At 41.9% G+C, this 17,320-nt stretch carries 14 protein-coding genes and 2 tRNA genes; 6 read left to right on the forward strand and 10 right to left on the reverse strand.

The features are described 5' to 3' along the window. Positions 1 to 18: 18 nt before the first annotated feature. From rfbB to K370_RS03270, 4 genes are all read right to left on the reverse strand, one after another. Positions 19 to 1,101, reverse strand: a complete 1,083-nt coding sequence (rfbB, locus tag K370_RS03255) for a dTDP-glucose 4,6-dehydratase (RefSeq protein ID WP_047538203.1) — start codon at positions 1,099 to 1,101, stop codon at positions 19 to 21. 63 nt (positions 1,102 to 1,164) lie between these two features. Further along, entirely contained in the window at positions 1,165 to 1,845 is a 681-nt protein-coding gene (gene dnaQ, locus K370_RS03260) for a DNA polymerase III subunit epsilon (RefSeq protein ID WP_047538206.1), read from the reverse strand. A gap of 68 nt (positions 1,846 to 1,913) precedes the next feature. Continuing rightward, positions 1,914 to 2,351 carry a ribonuclease HI gene (gene rnhA / locus K370_RS03265; RefSeq protein ID WP_047538209.1) on the reverse strand — a complete coding sequence of 146 codons (438 nt, stop codon included), beginning with the start codon at positions 2,349 to 2,351 and terminating at the stop codon, positions 1,914 to 1,916. 19 nt (positions 2,352 to 2,370) lie between these two features. Next, the gene (locus K370_RS03270; RefSeq protein ID WP_047538212.1) at positions 2,371 to 3,120 is read right to left on the reverse strand and encodes a class I SAM-dependent methyltransferase; all 750 of its coding nucleotides are present in this window, start codon (positions 3,118 to 3,120) and stop codon (positions 2,371 to 2,373) included. Between the two features lie 104 nt (positions 3,121 to 3,224). Between K370_RS03270 and gloB the strand changes: the two genes are divergently transcribed. The 6 genes from gloB (at position 3,225) to K370_RS03300 (ending at position 10,200) form a co-directional block, all read left to right on the forward strand. Then, positions 3,225 to 3,977 (forward strand): hydroxyacylglutathione hydrolase, encoded by a 753-nt coding sequence (gene gloB / locus K370_RS03275; protein WP_047538214.1) that lies wholly within the window; start codon positions 3,225 to 3,227, stop codon positions 3,975 to 3,977. A 103-nt stretch (positions 3,978 to 4,080) separates the two neighbouring features. Beyond that, positions 4,081 to 5,688: a transglycosylase SLT domain-containing protein gene (locus tag K370_RS03280; RefSeq protein ID WP_047538218.1), complete on the forward strand. Its 1,608-nt coding sequence runs from the start codon at positions 4,081 to 4,083 to the stop codon at positions 5,686 to 5,688. A gap of 65 nt (positions 5,689 to 5,753) precedes the next feature. Continuing rightward, positions 5,754 to 7,433, forward strand: a complete 1,680-nt coding sequence (locus K370_RS03285) for a peptide-binding protein (RefSeq protein ID WP_235272675.1) — start codon at positions 5,754 to 5,756, stop codon at positions 7,431 to 7,433. A 9-nt stretch (positions 7,434 to 7,442) separates the two neighbouring features. Further along, a complete protein-coding gene (locus tag K370_RS03290; RefSeq protein ID WP_047538221.1) occupies positions 7,443 to 8,465 on the forward strand; it encodes an ABC transporter permease in 1,023 nt (340 codons plus the stop codon). A 2-nt stretch (positions 8,466 to 8,467) separates the two neighbouring features. Beyond that, on the forward strand, positions 8,468 to 9,304 hold the full coding sequence (locus K370_RS03295) for an ABC transporter permease (RefSeq protein WP_047538224.1): 837 nt from the start codon (positions 8,468 to 8,470) through the stop codon (positions 9,302 to 9,304). Between the two features lie 110 nt (positions 9,305 to 9,414). After that, complete coding sequence (locus K370_RS03300; RefSeq protein ID WP_047538227.1) at positions 9,415 to 10,200, forward strand: enoyl-ACP reductase FabI; 786 nt, start codon at positions 9,415 to 9,417, stop codon at positions 10,198 to 10,200. A gap of 83 nt (positions 10,201 to 10,283) precedes the next feature. Here the strand turns inward: K370_RS03300 and K370_RS03305 are convergent, their stop codons facing one another. The 6 genes from K370_RS03305 to clpX form a co-directional block, all read right to left on the reverse strand. After that, positions 10,284 to 12,179 carry a SurA N-terminal domain-containing protein gene (locus tag K370_RS03305; RefSeq protein ID WP_047538230.1) on the reverse strand — a complete coding sequence of 632 codons (1,896 nt, stop codon included), beginning with the start codon at positions 12,177 to 12,179 and terminating at the stop codon, positions 10,284 to 10,286. Positions 12,180 to 12,452: 273 nt separating this feature from the next. Next, a tRNA-Asp gene (locus K370_RS03310) sits at positions 12,453 to 12,529 on the reverse strand. A gap of 122 nt (positions 12,530 to 12,651) precedes the next feature. Then, a tRNA-Val gene (locus K370_RS03315) sits at positions 12,652 to 12,727 on the reverse strand. A gap of 116 nt (positions 12,728 to 12,843) precedes the next feature. After that, entirely contained in the window at positions 12,844 to 13,116 is a 273-nt protein-coding gene (locus K370_RS03320) for an HU family DNA-binding protein (protein ID WP_020168242.1), read from the reverse strand. A gap of 151 nt (positions 13,117 to 13,267) precedes the next feature. Then, on the reverse strand, positions 13,268 to 15,760 hold the full coding sequence (gene lon, locus K370_RS03325; RefSeq protein WP_047538233.1) for an endopeptidase La: 2,493 nt from the start codon (positions 15,758 to 15,760) through the stop codon (positions 13,268 to 13,270). 235 nt (positions 15,761 to 15,995) lie between these two features. Further along, complete coding sequence (gene clpX / locus K370_RS03330) at positions 15,996 to 17,294, reverse strand: ATP-dependent Clp protease ATP-binding subunit ClpX (RefSeq protein WP_047538235.1); 1,299 nt, start codon at positions 17,292 to 17,294, stop codon at positions 15,996 to 15,998. Positions 17,295 to 17,320: the final 26 nt, after the last annotated feature.

Consider the following 17,320-nt stretch of genomic DNA (forward strand, 5'->3'; position numbering starts at 1 on the left):
ACTTATTTTTCGCTGTCATTATGCTAACTCCTCACCGCGTTCATTGTAATTTTTATTCACCCAGTTTTTATATTCACCACTGGTCACATTATCCACCCAATTTTGGTGGGTTAAATACCACTTCACCGTTTTGTGAATACCTGTCTCAAATGTTTCGGCTGGTTTCCAGCCTAGTTCACGCTCAATTTTAGAGGCATCGATCGCATAGCGCTGGTCATGCCCAGGCCTATCTGTCACATAGGTGATTTGATCGCGATAGCTACCGGATTGTTTTGGTTTTTCTTTATCTAAAATATCGCACAAGGTATGTACTACTTCGAGATTGGTTTTTTCATTCCAGCCACCAATATTGTAGGTTTCACCTACTTTGCCAGCCTCTAACACGCGACGAATCGCGCTACAGTGATCTGCTACATACAACCAATCGCGCACATTGCTGCCATTGCCATAAATCGGTAGCGGTTTGCCATTTAATGCATGGTGAATCACCAATGGAATGAGTTTTTCTGGAAAATGATACGGTCCATAATTATTAGAACAATTCGTCGTCAACGTCGGCATGCCGTAGGTATGGTGATAGGCGCGCACCAAATGATCCGAAGCAGCTTTAGATGCAGAATACGGGCTGTTAGGTTCGTATGGATTAGTTTCTTTAAACGCTGGATCTGTCGCACTTAGTGAGCCATAAACTTCATCGGTAGAAACATGCAAAAATCTGAAGTTACTTTTGTCAGCATCATTTAAATCATTCCAGTAAGCACGCGCCGCTTCCAGTAGATTGAATGTGCCCACAATATTGGTTTGAATAAACTCGCCTGGTGCATGAATTGAGCGATCCACATGGCTTTCGGCTGCAAAATTCACGATTGCATAGGGATGATATTTTTTTAAAAGTGCATCAACAACTGCCCTATCTCCAATATCGCCTTGTATAAATACATATTCTGAGTTTTTCTCTATAGCAGCTAAATTAGCCAAATTACCTGCATAGGTAAGTTTGTCTAAATTGACACATTGCCCATGTTGCCCTTTTACCCAACTCAAAACAAAATTACTGCCAATAAAACCTGCGCCGCCTGTAACGATGATGCAATTTTTCATGTGATAAAAACCTAACTTAAATGACTGCTTAATTGTTATAAAAATCTATTACTAATCTATTCATTACCATAGTTTGGCGCCGGATTTTACAAGGCCATTTATATACTCTTCATGTGCTGCCAATTCAGATGTATCAGCCTTCATTACCTTTAATACTCGCGGGCCTGTATTTCCTGCCGCCGCTTGCATAGTCGGCTGAGGCGGCACTAAATCCATCATCAAGCTATCCTGCCCTCGCGTCATCGCCATGTACACTTCGGCCAGCAACTCCGCATCCAGCAAAGCACCGTGCAAAGTACGCTTTGCATTATCAATGCCAAAATGCCGACATAAGGCATCTAAGTTATTTCGCTGACCCGGACGTGAGTCTTTGGCCATTCTCAACGTATCGGTGATTTTATCGCAAAACGTTTCAATCGGCTGTAGCCCGATTTGGCCAAGCTCGCTATTTAAAAAACCCACATCAAACGGCGCATTATGAATGATTAATTCCGAGCCATTAATAAAGTTGAGGAACTCTTCTGCAACTGCGGAGAACAGTGGCTTATCCTGTAAGAACTCAAGCGTGATTCCGTGCACCTCTTGCGCTGCAGGGTCTATTTCACGCTGAGGATTTAAATACATATGAAAATGCTGATTGGTCGGCCGGCGATTAATCATCTCAACCGCAGCGATTTCAATAATACGATGGCCTTGGGCTGGATATAAACCCGTGGTTTCAGTATCTAGGAATATTTGGCGCATGATTTCAATTACTCAGTTTTTTGTTGAATTTTGGATAGTCTTTTACGGGTTGGTTAACATCATTATTGTTACAGAAAAGCTGCAACACCTTCATTGGCAAGCGCGTCAGCTCGTTCATTTCCTGCATTGCCAGCATGGCCTTTTACCCAGATCCATTCTATTCTGTGCTGGTTGGCAAGCACGTCCAGCACTTTCCATAAGTCGTCATTTTTCACTGGCTTTTTGTCTGCAGTGCGCCAATTACGCGCTTTCCAGCCAACAATCCATTCGCTGATGCCTTTTTGCACATAAGATGAATCGGTATACACTTTTACCGCACATGGTTTTTTCAGCGCTTCCAAAGCGCGAATCACCGCCGTCAACTCCATACGATTATTGGTTGTCAGCTTCTCGCCACCGCTTAATGTTTTTTCTTTACCATCGTACATTAACCATGCGCCCCAGCCACCCGGACCTGGATTTCCTTTACATGCGCCGTCTGCGTAAATCTCTACTATATTATTCATAATTATTCGTATTCAATGCCTATTCTTTTTGATGCTTATTGTTATTTAGATGGTGTTGCTGGTGCGGTTTAGTTCTTTGCGAGTGATTAACTGCTAACCGAGATTTTAACGAACTTTTCTTCCAATTCGGTTTTAAAAGCGTCATATTAACAACACGTTTTTTAGCCACGATAAAGTAAACACCGCCCATCATTGGCCACCATCGGTCACCCAGCTTATCCATGAACGCAAAACGACTCAACCACTTTTGATTACTCACTGGCGGTTCATAACAATGCATTTCTCCACTGACAAATTCCAAACCCAGTAGTGCCAGCCAATCTTTAATGCGCGATAAAGTAAAGAACTGCCCATTCCACGGATAATTATCTTCCTGATTTAATGCATATTTAAAACCCCAAGCACTGATTGGATTAAAACCCGTTAAGATCAAATGTCCTTCCGGCACCAGTACGCGCTCTGCTTCACGTAATGTTTGATGCGGGTTTTCACTAAACTCCAACACATGTGGCAGACAAATTAAATCAATACAGCTCTCTGCAAATGGCAAATAGTCACTTTCGCAAAATACCACTCCCGTACTATTTCCCACATGCAGCAGATGCGGGATACGCGAATTTTTAAGCGTGTCCATTTGCGGCAATCCCAGTTGTACCGCATTAAAACCGAATATATCACCAACTTTTTTGTCATACATCGCCTGCTCATGACTTAAGAGATATTGGCCTAATGTGGTCGATAACCAGTTATTTTGCTGTTCTAAACGCATGCCTTATCGTATATTTAATGATTGACAAATAATCGCATCAAGCTAAACATGCATCTTATCCTTATCTAACGCGCTTTCGCGGACTAAAATTCGCATACCTCAAGATGCTGCATATCATTCCAATTCCTGCTTTTGACGACAATTATATATGGCTTTTGCATCACAAAAACCATGCAGTCGTAATTGATCCTGGCGATGCGCAACCTGTGATTGAAGCATTAGAAAAAAATAATCTCAAACTCAGCGCAATTTTAATTACTCACCATCATCACGACCATATTGGCGGCGTAGCCAAATTAATCGAACATACAAGTGCGCGCGTCTATGCGCCCACATATGAAAATTTTGATTTTAAACATAGTGTACTGGCTGAAAACGATATTATTCACTTGCCTGAAATAAATGAAAGCTTCCGCGTCATGTGGTTGCCAGGTCATACATTAGGGCATATCGCTTACTATAATAAACAATCTTTATTCTGTGGGGATACGTTATTTAGCGCGGGTTGCGGGCGATTATTTGAAGGTACGCCGGAACAAATGCTGCAATCGCTGAATCGCTTAAAACAATTAGATCCAGCAACAAAAGTCTATTGCACACATGAATACACCGCCACCAATATTGCTTTTGCCTTAACACTGGAACCAGATAACGAAACACTCATTGCCAGACAAGCGATTGTGCAGCAGCTACGCAGCCAACAACTACCCAGCATCCCCAGCACGATAGCATTAGAATTAAAAATCAACCCTTTTTTACGCTGCAATCAAGCCACAATCTGGCAGAACTCACAAGCAAAAAGCAGAGACGAATTAGCGGTTTTTACTGCGATCAGAGCATTAAGAAATCATTATTAATCATCAACATAACAAATAATAATCAGGTAGAACTTTTACTTGACTAATGCGCAGCCCGTCGCTACCATGCAAGACGGTTTTGCAAAAAAATGGTTTAAAGTAAATGTTAGGAATACATATCAACACGATTCAATTAGTCACACACGCAAAGTTAAAACAGCAACAATTAATGGTCAGCCTGTTCGGCCTGTTTTTACTAACCTGCAGTGCGGCTTACTCAAACCTTGCAATTGCTGATACCAATGTTGCTGGCGTAGAAATTGAAATCATCACGGAATCCGTAGATAGCGATTTAACTGGCGACCCTGTTCGAAATTTTTTAAATGGTGTTGAATCCAATGAATCAAGCCAACTCAGCAGCTATCAAGACAATGCAAGCAATAGCGATGATTTATGGTCACGCATTAAAGAAGGCTATGCGATTCCAAATTTGGAATCGCAATACACAACGAACCATGAAACTTGGTACGCTACACGCCCTGATTATATAAAACGTATGTTAGATCGCAGCCAACGCTACTTGTATCACATTGTGGAGGAAGTAGAAAAACGTGGCATGCCAACTGAAATAGCGCTATTACCCATGATTGAAAGCGCGTTTAATCCGCAGGCGTACTCCCGTAGCGCAGCATCAGGCATTTGGCAGTTTGTTCCGGCGACTGGTAAAAGCTTTGGCTTGCAGCAGAATTGGTGGGTCGATAATCGGCGTGACGTCACGGCTGCTACAAGTGCAGCACTTACTTATCTACAAAAATTACACGGCATGTTTGGCACTTGGGATTTAGCCCTTGCTGCATACAACGCTGGCGAAGGTACTGTGCAGCGCGCAATTGATAAAAATCGCCGCCAGGGTTTGCCCACGGATTACCAAAGCTTAAGCTTGCCAGCAGAAACAAAAAACTATGTGCCTAAATTACAGGCCATGAAAAACATCATCACTCACCCTGAGCAGTTTGGCTTAAAAATCGGCTCAATTCCTAATCGCCCTTATTTTGCACGTGTCACAACGCCCAAACAAATTGACGCTAAATTAGCCGCGGAATTAGCTGAAATTTCATTGGAAGAGTTTAGCTCACTTAATCCGAGTTACAACCGCCCGGTCATTACATCAACTGGCGAAAAACACCAGCTACTGCTGCCTGTCTGGGCTGCTGAGCGTTTTGCCACTAACCTTGCTAACTATGACAAACCGCTGACCAATTGGCAAACTTACAACGCCAAACGCGGCGAACGTATGGATAATATTGCACAAAAATTTGGCATGAATGTCAGCCAATTACGCGATGTAAACGGCTTATCATCATCACAAAAAGTGCGTATATCGCAACCTATTTTGGTCCCTGCCATTTACAACAGCAAAGCTGATGCGGCCAATGAAGACAATATGATTGATGTGGCCGAGCTAGCGCAAAACAGCATTGATGCGAATGAGAGTGCAAGCAACAGCACACTTAAACGCCCTGTTGTACACAAAGTAAGAAAAGGTGAAACTTTACAAGCTTTGGCGAATAAATATGACATCAGTAGCCAAGCATTAATGAAAATTAACCAGCTAAAAAATAGCAAGCTTAAGATTGGGCAAACCCTTCACTTAACCAATACCAAACAAAGTGTAAGTGCTGGAAAAAAAATAATCGTTAAACACAGTGTTAACTCTAAAAACAAATCATCTCGACATGTAAAAGCACATTCTAATATTCGAATAAGATAAGTACATACTTCATCAGTAGCAATTTTTTGCTTTTTTAAACGGTTTAATCATGACAAGCGCTTTTTATGGTCCAAAACATTAGATTAAATCGACTCCTGCCCCTGTTACCTATCTACGTGGTGTGTATATCTGCATTGCTTTCGTGTGGCAAATCAGTTGAAGATACCACCGATTATAATAAGCAATATCCAACTGAAGCGGGCGGCACATTGATTGATGCTTCCACTGCCGAACCTTCAGGTTTAATTTCCATGGTTGCTGGCGAATCAGCTTCCAGTGCTATTTCCAGTCATATCTTCAATAGCTTACTCAAATACGATAAAAATCTGGATTTAGAAGGTGAGCTAGTAGAAAACTGGCAAATATCAAGCGACCATAAAACCATCACTTTTAAGCTAAAACCCAATCTAAAATGGGCGGATGGCAAACCTTTAACAAGTGCAGATGTGTTATTTACATGGAAACTAGTAACAGATGAAAAAACCCGCAGTCCATACGCATCAGACTATCAACTCGTTAAAAAAGCGACTACGCCTGATGCGCTGACTTTTAGTGTGACTTATGACCAAGCTTATGCGCCAGCGCTGGATAGCTGGGCAGGTCTACAAATATTACCTAAACACTTACTTGAGAACCAAGACATTCACACCACTGCTTTTGCACGCAATCCTGTCGGCAGTCACTATTACAAGTTAGATAGCTGGACGCATGGCGAAAACTTAAAACTGTCACGTAATCCGACTTCAGTATTAGGTGCCGCCAAAATTGATAAGCTCGTCACACGCATTATTCCTGACAACTCTGCGCAATTTTTAGAGTTGATGGCGGACAATATCGATCTCATGGCCTTGGACCCAATTAAATACTCGCGCATTATTCCGGCGCGACCAGAACTGCAAAAAAAATTAGCGCTGTATAAAGAGCTGGGTAACAGTTACACCTATCTAGGTTTCAATCTGAAACATAAACCTTTTGATGATATCCGTGTACGCAAAGCGATTAATTACGCGATTGATAAGCAAGAGATTATTGACGGTGTTTATTTAGGCTTGGGGATTAACATTGCCTCCCCCTACAAACCTGGCACACGCTGGAGCAACCCTGATTTACAACCCTACTCTTACGATCCTAATAAGGCGAAAACTTTATTGAAAGAAGCTGGCTTTATCGATTCTGATGGTGATGGTATTTTAGATCGCGATGGCAAGCCATTTTCTTTTGAAATTATCACCAACCAAAATAAAGAACGCGAAAAATCAGCGGTATTAATCCAACGCAGACTCAAAGATATTGGTATCGACGTACAAATTCGCGCGATTGAATGGGCGAGTTTTATCAGCCGTTTTATTAAAACAGGCGATTTCGATGCAGTGGTTCTTGGTTGGAGTTTAGGCTTAGATCCAGATCAATTCAGTATTTGGCATTCCAGTCAAAACCAACCGGGGCAATTCAATTTTATTGGCTACAATAATCCGCAAATCGATCAGTTATTAGAGCAAGGTCGCCTAGAAATGGATATTGATAAGCGCACGAAAATTTATCATGAATTTGCAAAAGTATTACTAGAAGACAGCCCGATTATTTATCTATCCGCAGGCTACGGCCTCAGCGCCATTCATAAACGTGTCAAAGGTATCGATTCACCTGCGCCACCGGCTGGCATAGGCTACAATTCACATGAGTGGTATATTCCTAGCCCGCTTAGACGCATAGAAACCGGACGCAATGAAATCTCTGCAAATTAATGGTTAATCATGCTTAAATACTTAATTAAACGCGTACTGTGGATGATTCCCCTGCTGATTGGAATCAGTTTAATTTCCTTTTTTATCATGCACTTGGCGCCAGGTGACATTACCAATAACGAAGCGTCATTTAACCCAAAATCCTCGGAAGAATCGCGCCAAAAACTGCGTGAGCTATACAATTTAGACAAACCTGTCATCGTGCAATATGGTTTGTGGCTAAAACGCATGGGCACGCTCGATTTCGGCAACTCATTTGCATCGCATCAAAAGCCTGTATTCTGGCAGACCACCGATAAAGATGGCAATGTGACGAAAGGCATGATTCAAGAGGCCTTACCAATCACGTTATTCATCAATATTTTAGGCTTAATTATCACGTTAACCTTAGCGATTCCATTAGGCATTATTGCCGCGCGTAAATACACGCTTTGGCAGGACAAATCCATTACGCTGTTTAATTTTATCGGCTTTTCAATCCCCGGTTTTTGGCTGTCCTTATTGCTGATGTACTGGTTAGGCGTGATGAATAATTGGCTACCCATTTCTGGCCTACACAGCATTAATTATGAGTCGCTAGATACTTGGGCGAAAATAAAAGATAGCATCAGCCATCTTATTTTGCCTGTCATTATCCCTTCAGTAACTGGTTTGGCGGGTATCACCCTATTTGTAAAAAACGGTATGCTGGATGTGTTTCATCAAGATTACATTACAACCGCGCGCGCTAAAGGCTTGAATGAACATCAAGTTGTTTACACACACGCACTGCGCAATGCGCTGTTACCGTTAATTACGATTATTGGCTTATCGATTCCAGGCCTAATTGGCGGCTCTGTCATTGCAGAAACGATTTTCGCTATTCCAGGCATGGGGAAACTATTTTTTGATAGTGTGATGATGCGCGACTTTCCTGTGATTATGGGCATTTTAACGATTGGCTCAGCACTTACCTTACTTGGTAATCTATTGGCAGATATTGCGTATGCATGGGCAGACCCTCGCGTACGTCGCGGTGTCGTTAGAGAATAGTCATGAATAAAAGCATCTTCAGAAAAGCACTCTCAAACCCGCTTGCCTTAATCGGTTTCATCATTATTGTCAGCGTATTTATACTCGCCATGTTAGCGCCCGTTATTTCACCATTTGACCCAAATAATATTGACGTTAAAGCCATTCTATTAGCGCCATCCTGGCAACACTGGATGGGCACAGATGGTCTTGGGCGTGACGTACTAAGCCGTATGCTGCATGGCGGGCGTATCTCGTTATTAGTTGGCTTAGTCGCTGTTGGTATTGCAACAGCAATTGGTATCGTTCTAGGCGCTATTGCAGGCTATTACCGCGGCTGGATTGATACACTTATCATGCGCTTGGTCGATGTCATGTTATCCATCCCCAGCTTCTTTTTAATACTGGCTGTTATCGCCTTCTTAACCCCTTCAATCTGGAACATCATGGTTGTGATTGGCTTAACCTCTTGGATGAGCGTCACGCGATTAGTGCGCGCTGAATTTCTAAGCCTGAGTGGCCGTGAGTTTGTGCTGGCATCACGCACTCTGGGTGCAAAAGATGCACGCCTTATTTTCACACATTTATTGCCGAACAGTCTTACGCCGATTATTGTCAGCGCCGTATTAGGCGTTGCGGGTGCGGTATTAATGGAATCAGGACTCAGTTTTTTAGGACTTGGTGTACAAGCTCCGCAAGCGTCTTGGGGTAACATCTTAACCGATGGCAAAGAGTATATTCAATTTGCCTGGTGGTTATCCCTGTTTCCTGGACTTGCCATTTTGATTACTGTGTTGGGGTATAATTTGCTTGGTGAAGGCTTGCGCGACGCGCTAGACCCAAGATCTAATAACAAATAGACTAATTTAACATTAGTGCTAATAATAACGACACAGGCAATAAGCCATTTAGATAATACAATTCGTTCAAATCATTATTTGACCAATATCAACAATTAACAGGATTCGTTATGGGATTTTTAGCAGGAAAAAAAATATTAATCGCAGGTTTATTAAGTAATCGCTCTATTGCTTACGGCATCGCAGCCGCGATGAAACGCGAAGGTGCGGAGTTGGCTTTTACTTATCAATTGGAAAAACATGCAGATCGTGTAGCGGGTCTAGCTGCAGATTTTGACTCTAAAATTATACTGCCATGTGATGTAGCCGAAGATGCACAAATCGACGCCCTCTTCCCTGCACTCAACAAACACTGGGATGGCTTAGACAGTCTTGTGCATTCACTGGCTTTCGTGCCCAAAGTGGCATTAGATGGCGATTATTTAGATGCGGTAAATCGTGAGTACTTTCGTATCGCACACGACATCAGCTCTTATAGCTTCTCCGCACTCGCCAAAGCTGCTTATCCAATGATGCAAGGCCGTAACGGCAGCCTATTAACATTAAGCTACTTAGGCGCAGAGCGCACCATGCCAAATTACAATGTAATGGGCGTTGCAAAAGCCAGTTTAGAAGCGAATGTACGTTATTTGGCGCAAAGTCTAGGCCCACGTGGCATCCGCGTCAACGCGGTATCTGCAGGCCCGATTAAAACACTTGCCGCTTCTGGCATTGCTGACTTTGATAAAATGATCGGCTTTAATGAACGTCACGCGGCTTTGCGCCGAAATGTAACAATTGAAGAGGTTGGTAACACCGCTGCATTTCTATGTAGCGATTTAGCCTCTGGCATTACCGGTGAAATTACGTATGTAGATGGCGGTATGAATATCACTGCAGCAGGCCAAATTGATTAATAAAATCAATTAATACAAGTACCGACAACAACAAAAAAGCCGATGTTTCAACATCGGCTTTTTTGTTTAATCGGCAACTAATACTATTGCTGAGAGTTACTTTCTAATAGCTTGCGATTCACCACAACTTTACTTTTCGCTTTTAGCGATTTGCCGTAAGCACTTATATATTCAGCAGCGACAGCTGCCTTGTACTCATCCACCGCGCCTTGTTTTGCATCGTCACTCAACGCGTTATCTACGCGGCTTACCTGAACGATTGTATAAGACTTGTTACCGTCCACATATCCCGCATAAGCTGGTAATTTGCTAGCATCAATTTTAAATGCTTGATTCATCACAGGCTCTGTCAACCCTTGTGCATCCTTACGATCAATCGTTACCGTTGGAATCCACTCCAAGTCATCGACTTGGCCGCCCGATTTTAATTTAGCCAAATCTGCCAAACCTTTTTCAGCCGCTAATTTTGTCGCTTGTTCCAGTTTAAGTAAGCCCTCAATACCACCTTTAACTTCATCAAAACTACGTGGTGCAGCAGGTTTGTATTCCAGCACGCGCACAGAAACCAAATTGTTCGGAGATACTTCTACAGCTTCCGAGTTACGTTTTTCTTTTAATACTTCATCAGAAAAAACAGAGTTCATCAACCTCTCGCTCTTAAAGAATTTTGCTCCTTCTTCACGACTCATCCATGCAGTTGGCTGAACTTGCAAACCAAATTTCTCAGCCACAGGTTTCAAACTACCTGATTGCTCATAGACAGTATTACTAAAATCATCCGCAAGTTCAGAAAATTTAGCTTGAGCCTTTTGAAACAACAGCTCGCCTTTAATTTGCGGTTTCATGGCCTCAAAAGAAGAGGAGTGACCTGTCACACCATTCAATTTGATAATATGATAGCCAAACTCAGATTCAACTAAATCACTAATTTGATCCACTTTCATACTAAAAACTGCATCCTCAAATGGCTTAACCATCGCACCACGTCCAAAACTGCCTAAATCACCACCTTTACTGGCCGAACCAGGATCTTGAGAGTTCTTCATCGCCAACTCTTCAAAACGTTTAGGATCTTTTTTAAGCTGCATCAAAATATCAGCAGCCTTGTCCTTAGCAGCGGCTTTCTCTGTTGCTGTTGCCGTTACGCCAAAGCCAATCAAAATATGACTCGCCTGACGTTGCTCATCTCCTTGGAACTTAGATACATTTTCATCATAGAACTGTTTCACTTCTTCATCGCTCACTTGCATTTGCGCTACCAAACCAGCCGCAGAAAGCAAAGCGAATTCCAACTTAACTTGCTCTGGCACTTTAAACTTGTCTTTATGTTGTTCGTAATAAGCTTTTACTTGTTCTGGCGTTACCTTTGTTTGCGCTACAAATTGTGCTGTTTTAATTTCAGCCACACTCACATCACGTTTTTGATGTGCAAATTTCAATGCTTGATCCGTCACACCTTCTGGCACGGAAACTAACAAACCCAAACCTTCACGCGCTTGCTGGTTTAACAACTCATTACGTCTGTCACTCTCAAACTTGCTCACCGATAATTTGTTCTGTGCGAGTGTTTTTTGGTAAATATCTTCAGAAAACTTACCATCTTGCTGAAATTCCGGCATACCCAAAATATAGGTACTTAATTGTTCATCGCTAATCTTGAAGTTGGCATGCTGAATTTCAGCATTGACTAAACGTCGCGTAATCAAACCATCCAGCACCGATTGCTTTAACTCAGCACTTTCCAACATGGCAGGATCAACTTTTTGACCTTGTGATTGCAAGCGGCTACGGACATTATCAATAGCATTTCCATACTCCTGAATGGTGATTTTATCCCCATTTACTTTAGCAATAGCAACATTACTACCCGCATCATTAAAATACGAATCAATACCAAATAATGCAAATGGAATAGTAATTAAAGCCAAAATTACCTTAGCCAACCAACCTTGCGTGTGATTACGAATTGCATCTAACATATCTTAACTTTCTAAATTTTTAGTACTTTAAAATGGTAAATTAGTAACTAGGATAAACCTTGAGATTATATAACAGTTGTGACTTGACGCGGCACTTTGAGCACATTGAACAATATCATTGATGACTAAATATCCAATTAGTTTCTTAGATACTTTATCCATATTTAATTACTCACATTCAAATAGTGGCTTTAATGCAGAGCGCATGGAATTTGGAGAGTGAATTAATTTAGAAAATAAAAAAGCGAGCTAGAAGCTCGCTTTTTTATATGTTGGCGGAGTGGACGGGACTCGAACCCGCGACCCCCGGCGTGACAGGCCGGTATTCTAACCAACTGAACTACCACTCCAGTTTTCTTGCTACTTATATTAGTATTATTTAAATAATACAAAAAACTTAAATTCCTCAAAATTAAAGAGCGCTAAAAATCTAGCACTCTTAAGTAATCATGAGGCGATATATGTTAGTGATTGGTGGGTGCTAACGGGGTCGAACCGCTGACATTCGCCTTGTAAGGGCGACGCTCTACCAACTGAGCTAAGCACCCTGTGCCACTTTACAACTTAAGGCCTTATTTAATTTAATGCGTCATCACTTTAAATTAACCAAAGCCTTAAAGCTAACTCGCTTTTAGTGGTTAATTACTCAATCACTAAAAGAACGCTAGTTTACAGCATCTTTAAGTGCTTTACCAGCCCTAAACTTAGGAGAATTTGCAGCACTGATTTTGATTGTCGCGCCAGTACGAGGATTACGGCCGTTACGCGCTTCACGTTTACCAACATAAAATGAACCAAAGCCAATTAATGTTACTAAATCACCTTTTTTTAGTGCTGTAGTAATAGCAGCGGTAGTTGCATCCAAAGCACGTCCTGCGGCAGCTTTTGAAATGCCAGCTGATTTTGCAATATCGTCAATCAATTCTGATTTGTTCACGAGTAATCCCCTCAAATGTTAATAACTTAAATAACAGGCCTATCCTGTTATGACTTTATATCAAGCTACAAAAGCCTGTGTCAAGGCTTTGCGGGCTATTTTGCTATATAAACACTAAATTAATGCAAATAAGCCGCAATAAGCCTCAAAACTAATGCGTCACTGGCAGATTCACGTCTGTGGCGGGCTCGCCCACAACAGCTGGAATTTCAGCTGCTTTTTCGGTTAACGGCTGCGGCAAGCTTTCCAGAGCAAACTCCAATACTTGATCAATCCACTTTACTGGATGAATGACCAATTGATTCTTAATGTTTTCAGGAATTTCAACCAAGTCTTTCACATTGGATTCGGGGATTAAAACAGTTTTAATACCACCACGATGCGCTGCCAGCAACTTTTCTTTTAAGCCGCCAATCGCAAGCACTTCCCCACGCAAGGTGATTTCGCCAGTCATTGCAACGTCAGCACGCGCCGGGATGCCTGTCAAAACAGAAACTAAGGCAGTCGCAAGGCCAATACCTGCACTTGGGCCATCTTTAGGTGTAGCGCCTTCTGGCAAGTGAATATGAATATCTTTTTTCTCATAAAAATCTTCACTGATGCCTAATCCTGAGGCACGGCTACGCACAACACTCATCGCAGCCTGAACAGACTCTTGCATCACATCGCCCAATTTACCCGTCGTGATAGTTTTGCCCTTACCTGGCAGCAAAACAGCCTCTATCGTTAGCAACTCACCGCCAACCGAGGTCCACGCCAAACCAGTCACCTGCCCTACTTGGTTGTCTTTAGCAGCCACGCCATAATCATAACGATACACACCCAGATATTTTTCTAAATTTTTAGAAGTAATATTTACTTTTTTAGCTGCCGTAACTGCACTCTCTTTAGTTGCGACATCAGTAGCTCGACGTGCTTTGCTCACACGCGTTTGATTTAAGAGCAACTCCTTCACTACCTTACGGCAAATTTTAGCAATTTCCTGCTCTAATCGACGCACACCTGCTTCGCGAGTGTAATAACGCACAACGTCACGGATGACTGATTCTGAAATATTAATCTCGGTTGCTTTAAGACCATGTGTTTTAAGCTCTTTAGGCAACAAATATTTCATCGCAATATTAATTTTTTCATCTTCCGTATAGCCTGCAAGACGGATAATTTCCATACGATCCAACAAAGGCGCAGGAATATTCATCGTATTCGCCGTTGCCACAAACATCACGTCAGATAAATCGTATTCAACTTCGATGTAATGGTCTGCAAAGGTATGGTTTTGTTCCGGATCAAGCACTTCTAACAAAGCAGAGGATGGATCGCCACGCATGTCCTGTCCCATTTTATCTACTTCATCCAGCAAGAAGAGTGGGTTTTTAACCGCAACTTTACTCATGCTTTGCAATACTTTTCCTGGCATCGAGCCAATATAAGTGCGGCGATGACCACGAATCTCTGCTTCATCTCGCACGCCACCGAGGGCCATGCGCACAAATTTACGGTTCACTGCCTTAGCAATGCTTTGCCCAAGAGAAGTTTTACCGACGCCAGGCGGCCCTACCAAGCACAGTATAGGTGCTTTTAACTTGCCCACGCGCTGCTGCACTGCCAAATACTCAACAATGCGTTCCTTCACTTTTTCAAGTCCATAATGGTCTGCGTCTAAAATCGCTTCTGCAGCCGCCAAATCTTTACTGATTTTGGTTTTTTTCTTCCAAGGTAAATTCACCAGAGTATCAATATAGTTGCGCACAACCGAAGCTTCCGCAGACATCGGAGACATCAATTTTAATTTTTTAAGCTCTGCATTTACTTTCGCATGCGCTTCCTTAGTCATGCCGGAATCTTTAATGCGCTTTTCAAGCTCTTCTAACTCTGCATTTTCGTCCTGCTCACCCAACTCTTTTTGAATCGCTTTTACTTGCTCATTCAAATAATATTCGCGCTGGCTTTTTTCCATTTGGCGTTTTACGCGACCGCGGATGCGCTTTTCAACCTGTAGAATATCAATTTCAGATTCCATCAAATGCAGCAAGTGTTCAAGCCTTTCCATCACACTTAACATTTCAAGGATTTTTTGTTTTTCCTCTAATTTAAGCGTTAAGTGCGCAGAAATAGTATCAGCTAAGCGCCCTGCTTCGTTAATGGTCGCGAGAGAAGTTAAAATCTCAGGTGGGATTTTTTTGTTTAATTTGACGTATTGATCGAACTGCGTAAAAACAGTGCGCATTAACGCTTCCGTTTCGCTATCGTTTTCAACGGGATCGGCGATTTTTTCAGCTTTAGCTAAAAAACATTCTTCGGTTTCTACAAATTCTGAAACGCGTACGCGATGCAAACCTTCGACCAGCACTTTTACAGTGCCATCAGGCAGTTTTAGCATTTGCAATACCGTGGCTAATGTGCCAATTTCATATAAATCTTCTGCATCTGGCTCATCTTTATTGGCAGACTTTTGCGCCACCAACAATATTTGTTTATTGCCATCCGATGCCAATTCCAAGGCTTTGACGGACTTTGCACGTCCTACAAAAAGTGGAATCACCAAGTGAGGGTAGACGACAACATCGCGCAAAGGCAACAATGGCATCATTTCATGCATGGTTTCAGTGGTAGGTAAATTTTCTGGCAAAGTTTGTTCTGTCATAAAATACTTTCAAGGTAAATAGGCGCTATGTCAAATAAACTAGCTATCCTATGCTATTAAGTTGGGAACATACTTTGATAGTTCAAGTGCTCATATCAAATAATATCGTTAATTTCAAAACTAAAATAACGATATTATTGAATAATGACTATAAACGACTGGATTTTAATTGCAATCAGATTTTGATTTGAAACCCCGTGTTTAAACAGATTAAACACGGTAATTGATAGATTGATTAACTTGCCGATTCAGCTTTTTTAGGCGAATCTTGATTTAGCTTATCCTGAAAAATCATTAAAGGTTGTGACTCGCCTTTGATCGTACCTTCATCAATGACAACTTTACTTAAGTTCTCAATAGATGGTAAATCATACATCACCTCAAGTAATGAATGCTCTAAAATGGAACGCAACCCACGCGCGCCCGTTTTACGCTCTAATGCCTTTTTAGCAATTAGAAGTAAGGCTGACTCTCTAAACTCGAGATCAACACCCTCCATTTTAAACAGCTTGATATATTGTTTGGTCAGGGCATTTTTTGGCTCAACCAAAATGGTCATTAAAGCTGCTTCATCTAAAGATTCTAGTGTTGCAACAACTGGCAAACGACCAATAAACTCTGGAATTAAACCGAATTTAATTAAATCTGCAGGTTCAACATCACGCAATACTGCGCCAACTTCACGCAAATCATCTTTGCTTTTAACTTCGGCACCAAATCCAATGCCGCCTTTTTCAGAGCGGTTGCGAATTACTTTATCTAAACCATCAAATGCACCACCGCAAATAAATAAGATGTTAGTCGTATCTAATTGCACAAACTCCTGGTTAGGATGTTTACGACCACCCTGTGGTGGAACAGAAGCAATCGTACCTTCGATTAACTTCAACAAGGCTTGCTGCACGCCCTCACCTGAAACGTCACGCGTAATAGATGGATTGTCTGATTTACGCGAAATCTTATCAACTTCATCAATGTAAACGATACCGCGTTGAGCCTTTTCAATGTCGTAATCACATTTTTGCAACAGTTTTTGCATGATGTTTTCAACATCTTCACCCACATAACCCGCTTCAGTTAATGTAGTAGCATCAGCCATCACAAAAGGTACGTCTAACATGCGCGCCAATGTTTGCGCGAGCAACGTCTTGCCTGAACCCGTTGGGCCGATCAGCAGAATATTGCTTTTTTGAATCTCGACATCATCCTTAACGGTATTTTGTGAAATATGATTATGTCCAAGGCGTTTGTAATGGTTATAAACCGCTACAGATAGATTCTTTTTCGCTTGCGTTTGACCAATTACGTACTGATCTAAAATCGCACAAATTTCTTGCGGTGTGGGTAACGACTTATCGGTCGACTTAATATCGCTTAAACTCTGCACTTCTTCTTTGATGATGTCATTACATAAATCCACGCACTCATCACAGATAAACACAGACGGCCCAGCGATGAGCTTTTTAACCTCATGCTGACTTTTGCCACAAAACGAGCAATAGAGTAACTTTTCACTTTCGGCTTTATTCGCCATGCAACATCCTTAAACCAACAAACTTA

This window comes from Methylotenera versatilis 7, assembly GCF_000799165.1.
GTDB lineage: Bacteria > Pseudomonadota > Gammaproteobacteria > Burkholderiales > Methylophilaceae > Methylotenera_A > Methylotenera_A versatilis_A.

Coding starts and splice junctions, on each gene's coding strand:
- rfbB (WP_047538203.1), bottom strand. CDS start 1,101: ATGAAAAATTGCATCATCGTTACAGGCGGCGCAGGTTTTATTGGCAGT.
- dnaQ (WP_047538206.1), bottom strand. CDS start 1,845: ATGCGCCAAATATTCCTAGATACTGAAACCACGGGTTTATATCCAGCC.
- rnhA (WP_047538209.1), bottom strand. CDS start 2,351: ATGAATAATATAGTAGAGATTTACGCAGACGGCGCATGTAAAGGAAAT.
- K370_RS03270 (WP_047538212.1), bottom strand. CDS start 3,120: ATGCGTTTAGAACAGCAAAATAACTGGTTATCGACCACATTAGGCCAA.
- gloB (WP_047538214.1), top strand. CDS start 3,225: ATGCTGCATATCATTCCAATTCCTGCTTTTGACGACAATTATATATGG.
- K370_RS03280 (WP_047538218.1), top strand. CDS start 4,081: ATGTTAGGAATACATATCAACACGATTCAATTAGTCACACACGCAAAG.
- K370_RS03285 (WP_235272675.1), top strand. CDS start 5,754: ATGGTCCAAAACATTAGATTAAATCGACTCCTGCCCCTGTTACCTATC.
- K370_RS03290 (WP_047538221.1), top strand. CDS start 7,443: ATGCTTAAATACTTAATTAAACGCGTACTGTGGATGATTCCCCTGCTG.
- K370_RS03295 (WP_047538224.1), top strand. CDS start 8,468: ATGAATAAAAGCATCTTCAGAAAAGCACTCTCAAACCCGCTTGCCTTA.
- K370_RS03300 (WP_047538227.1), top strand. CDS start 9,415: ATGGGATTTTTAGCAGGAAAAAAAATATTAATCGCAGGTTTATTAAGT.
- K370_RS03305 (WP_047538230.1), bottom strand. CDS start 12,179: ATGTTAGATGCAATTCGTAATCACACGCAAGGTTGGTTGGCTAAGGTA.
- lon (WP_047538233.1), bottom strand. CDS start 15,760: ATGACAGAACAAACTTTGCCAGAAAATTTACCTACCACTGAAACCATG.
- clpX (WP_047538235.1), bottom strand. CDS start 17,294: ATGGCGAATAAAGCCGAAAGTGAAAAGTTACTCTATTGCTCGTTTTGT.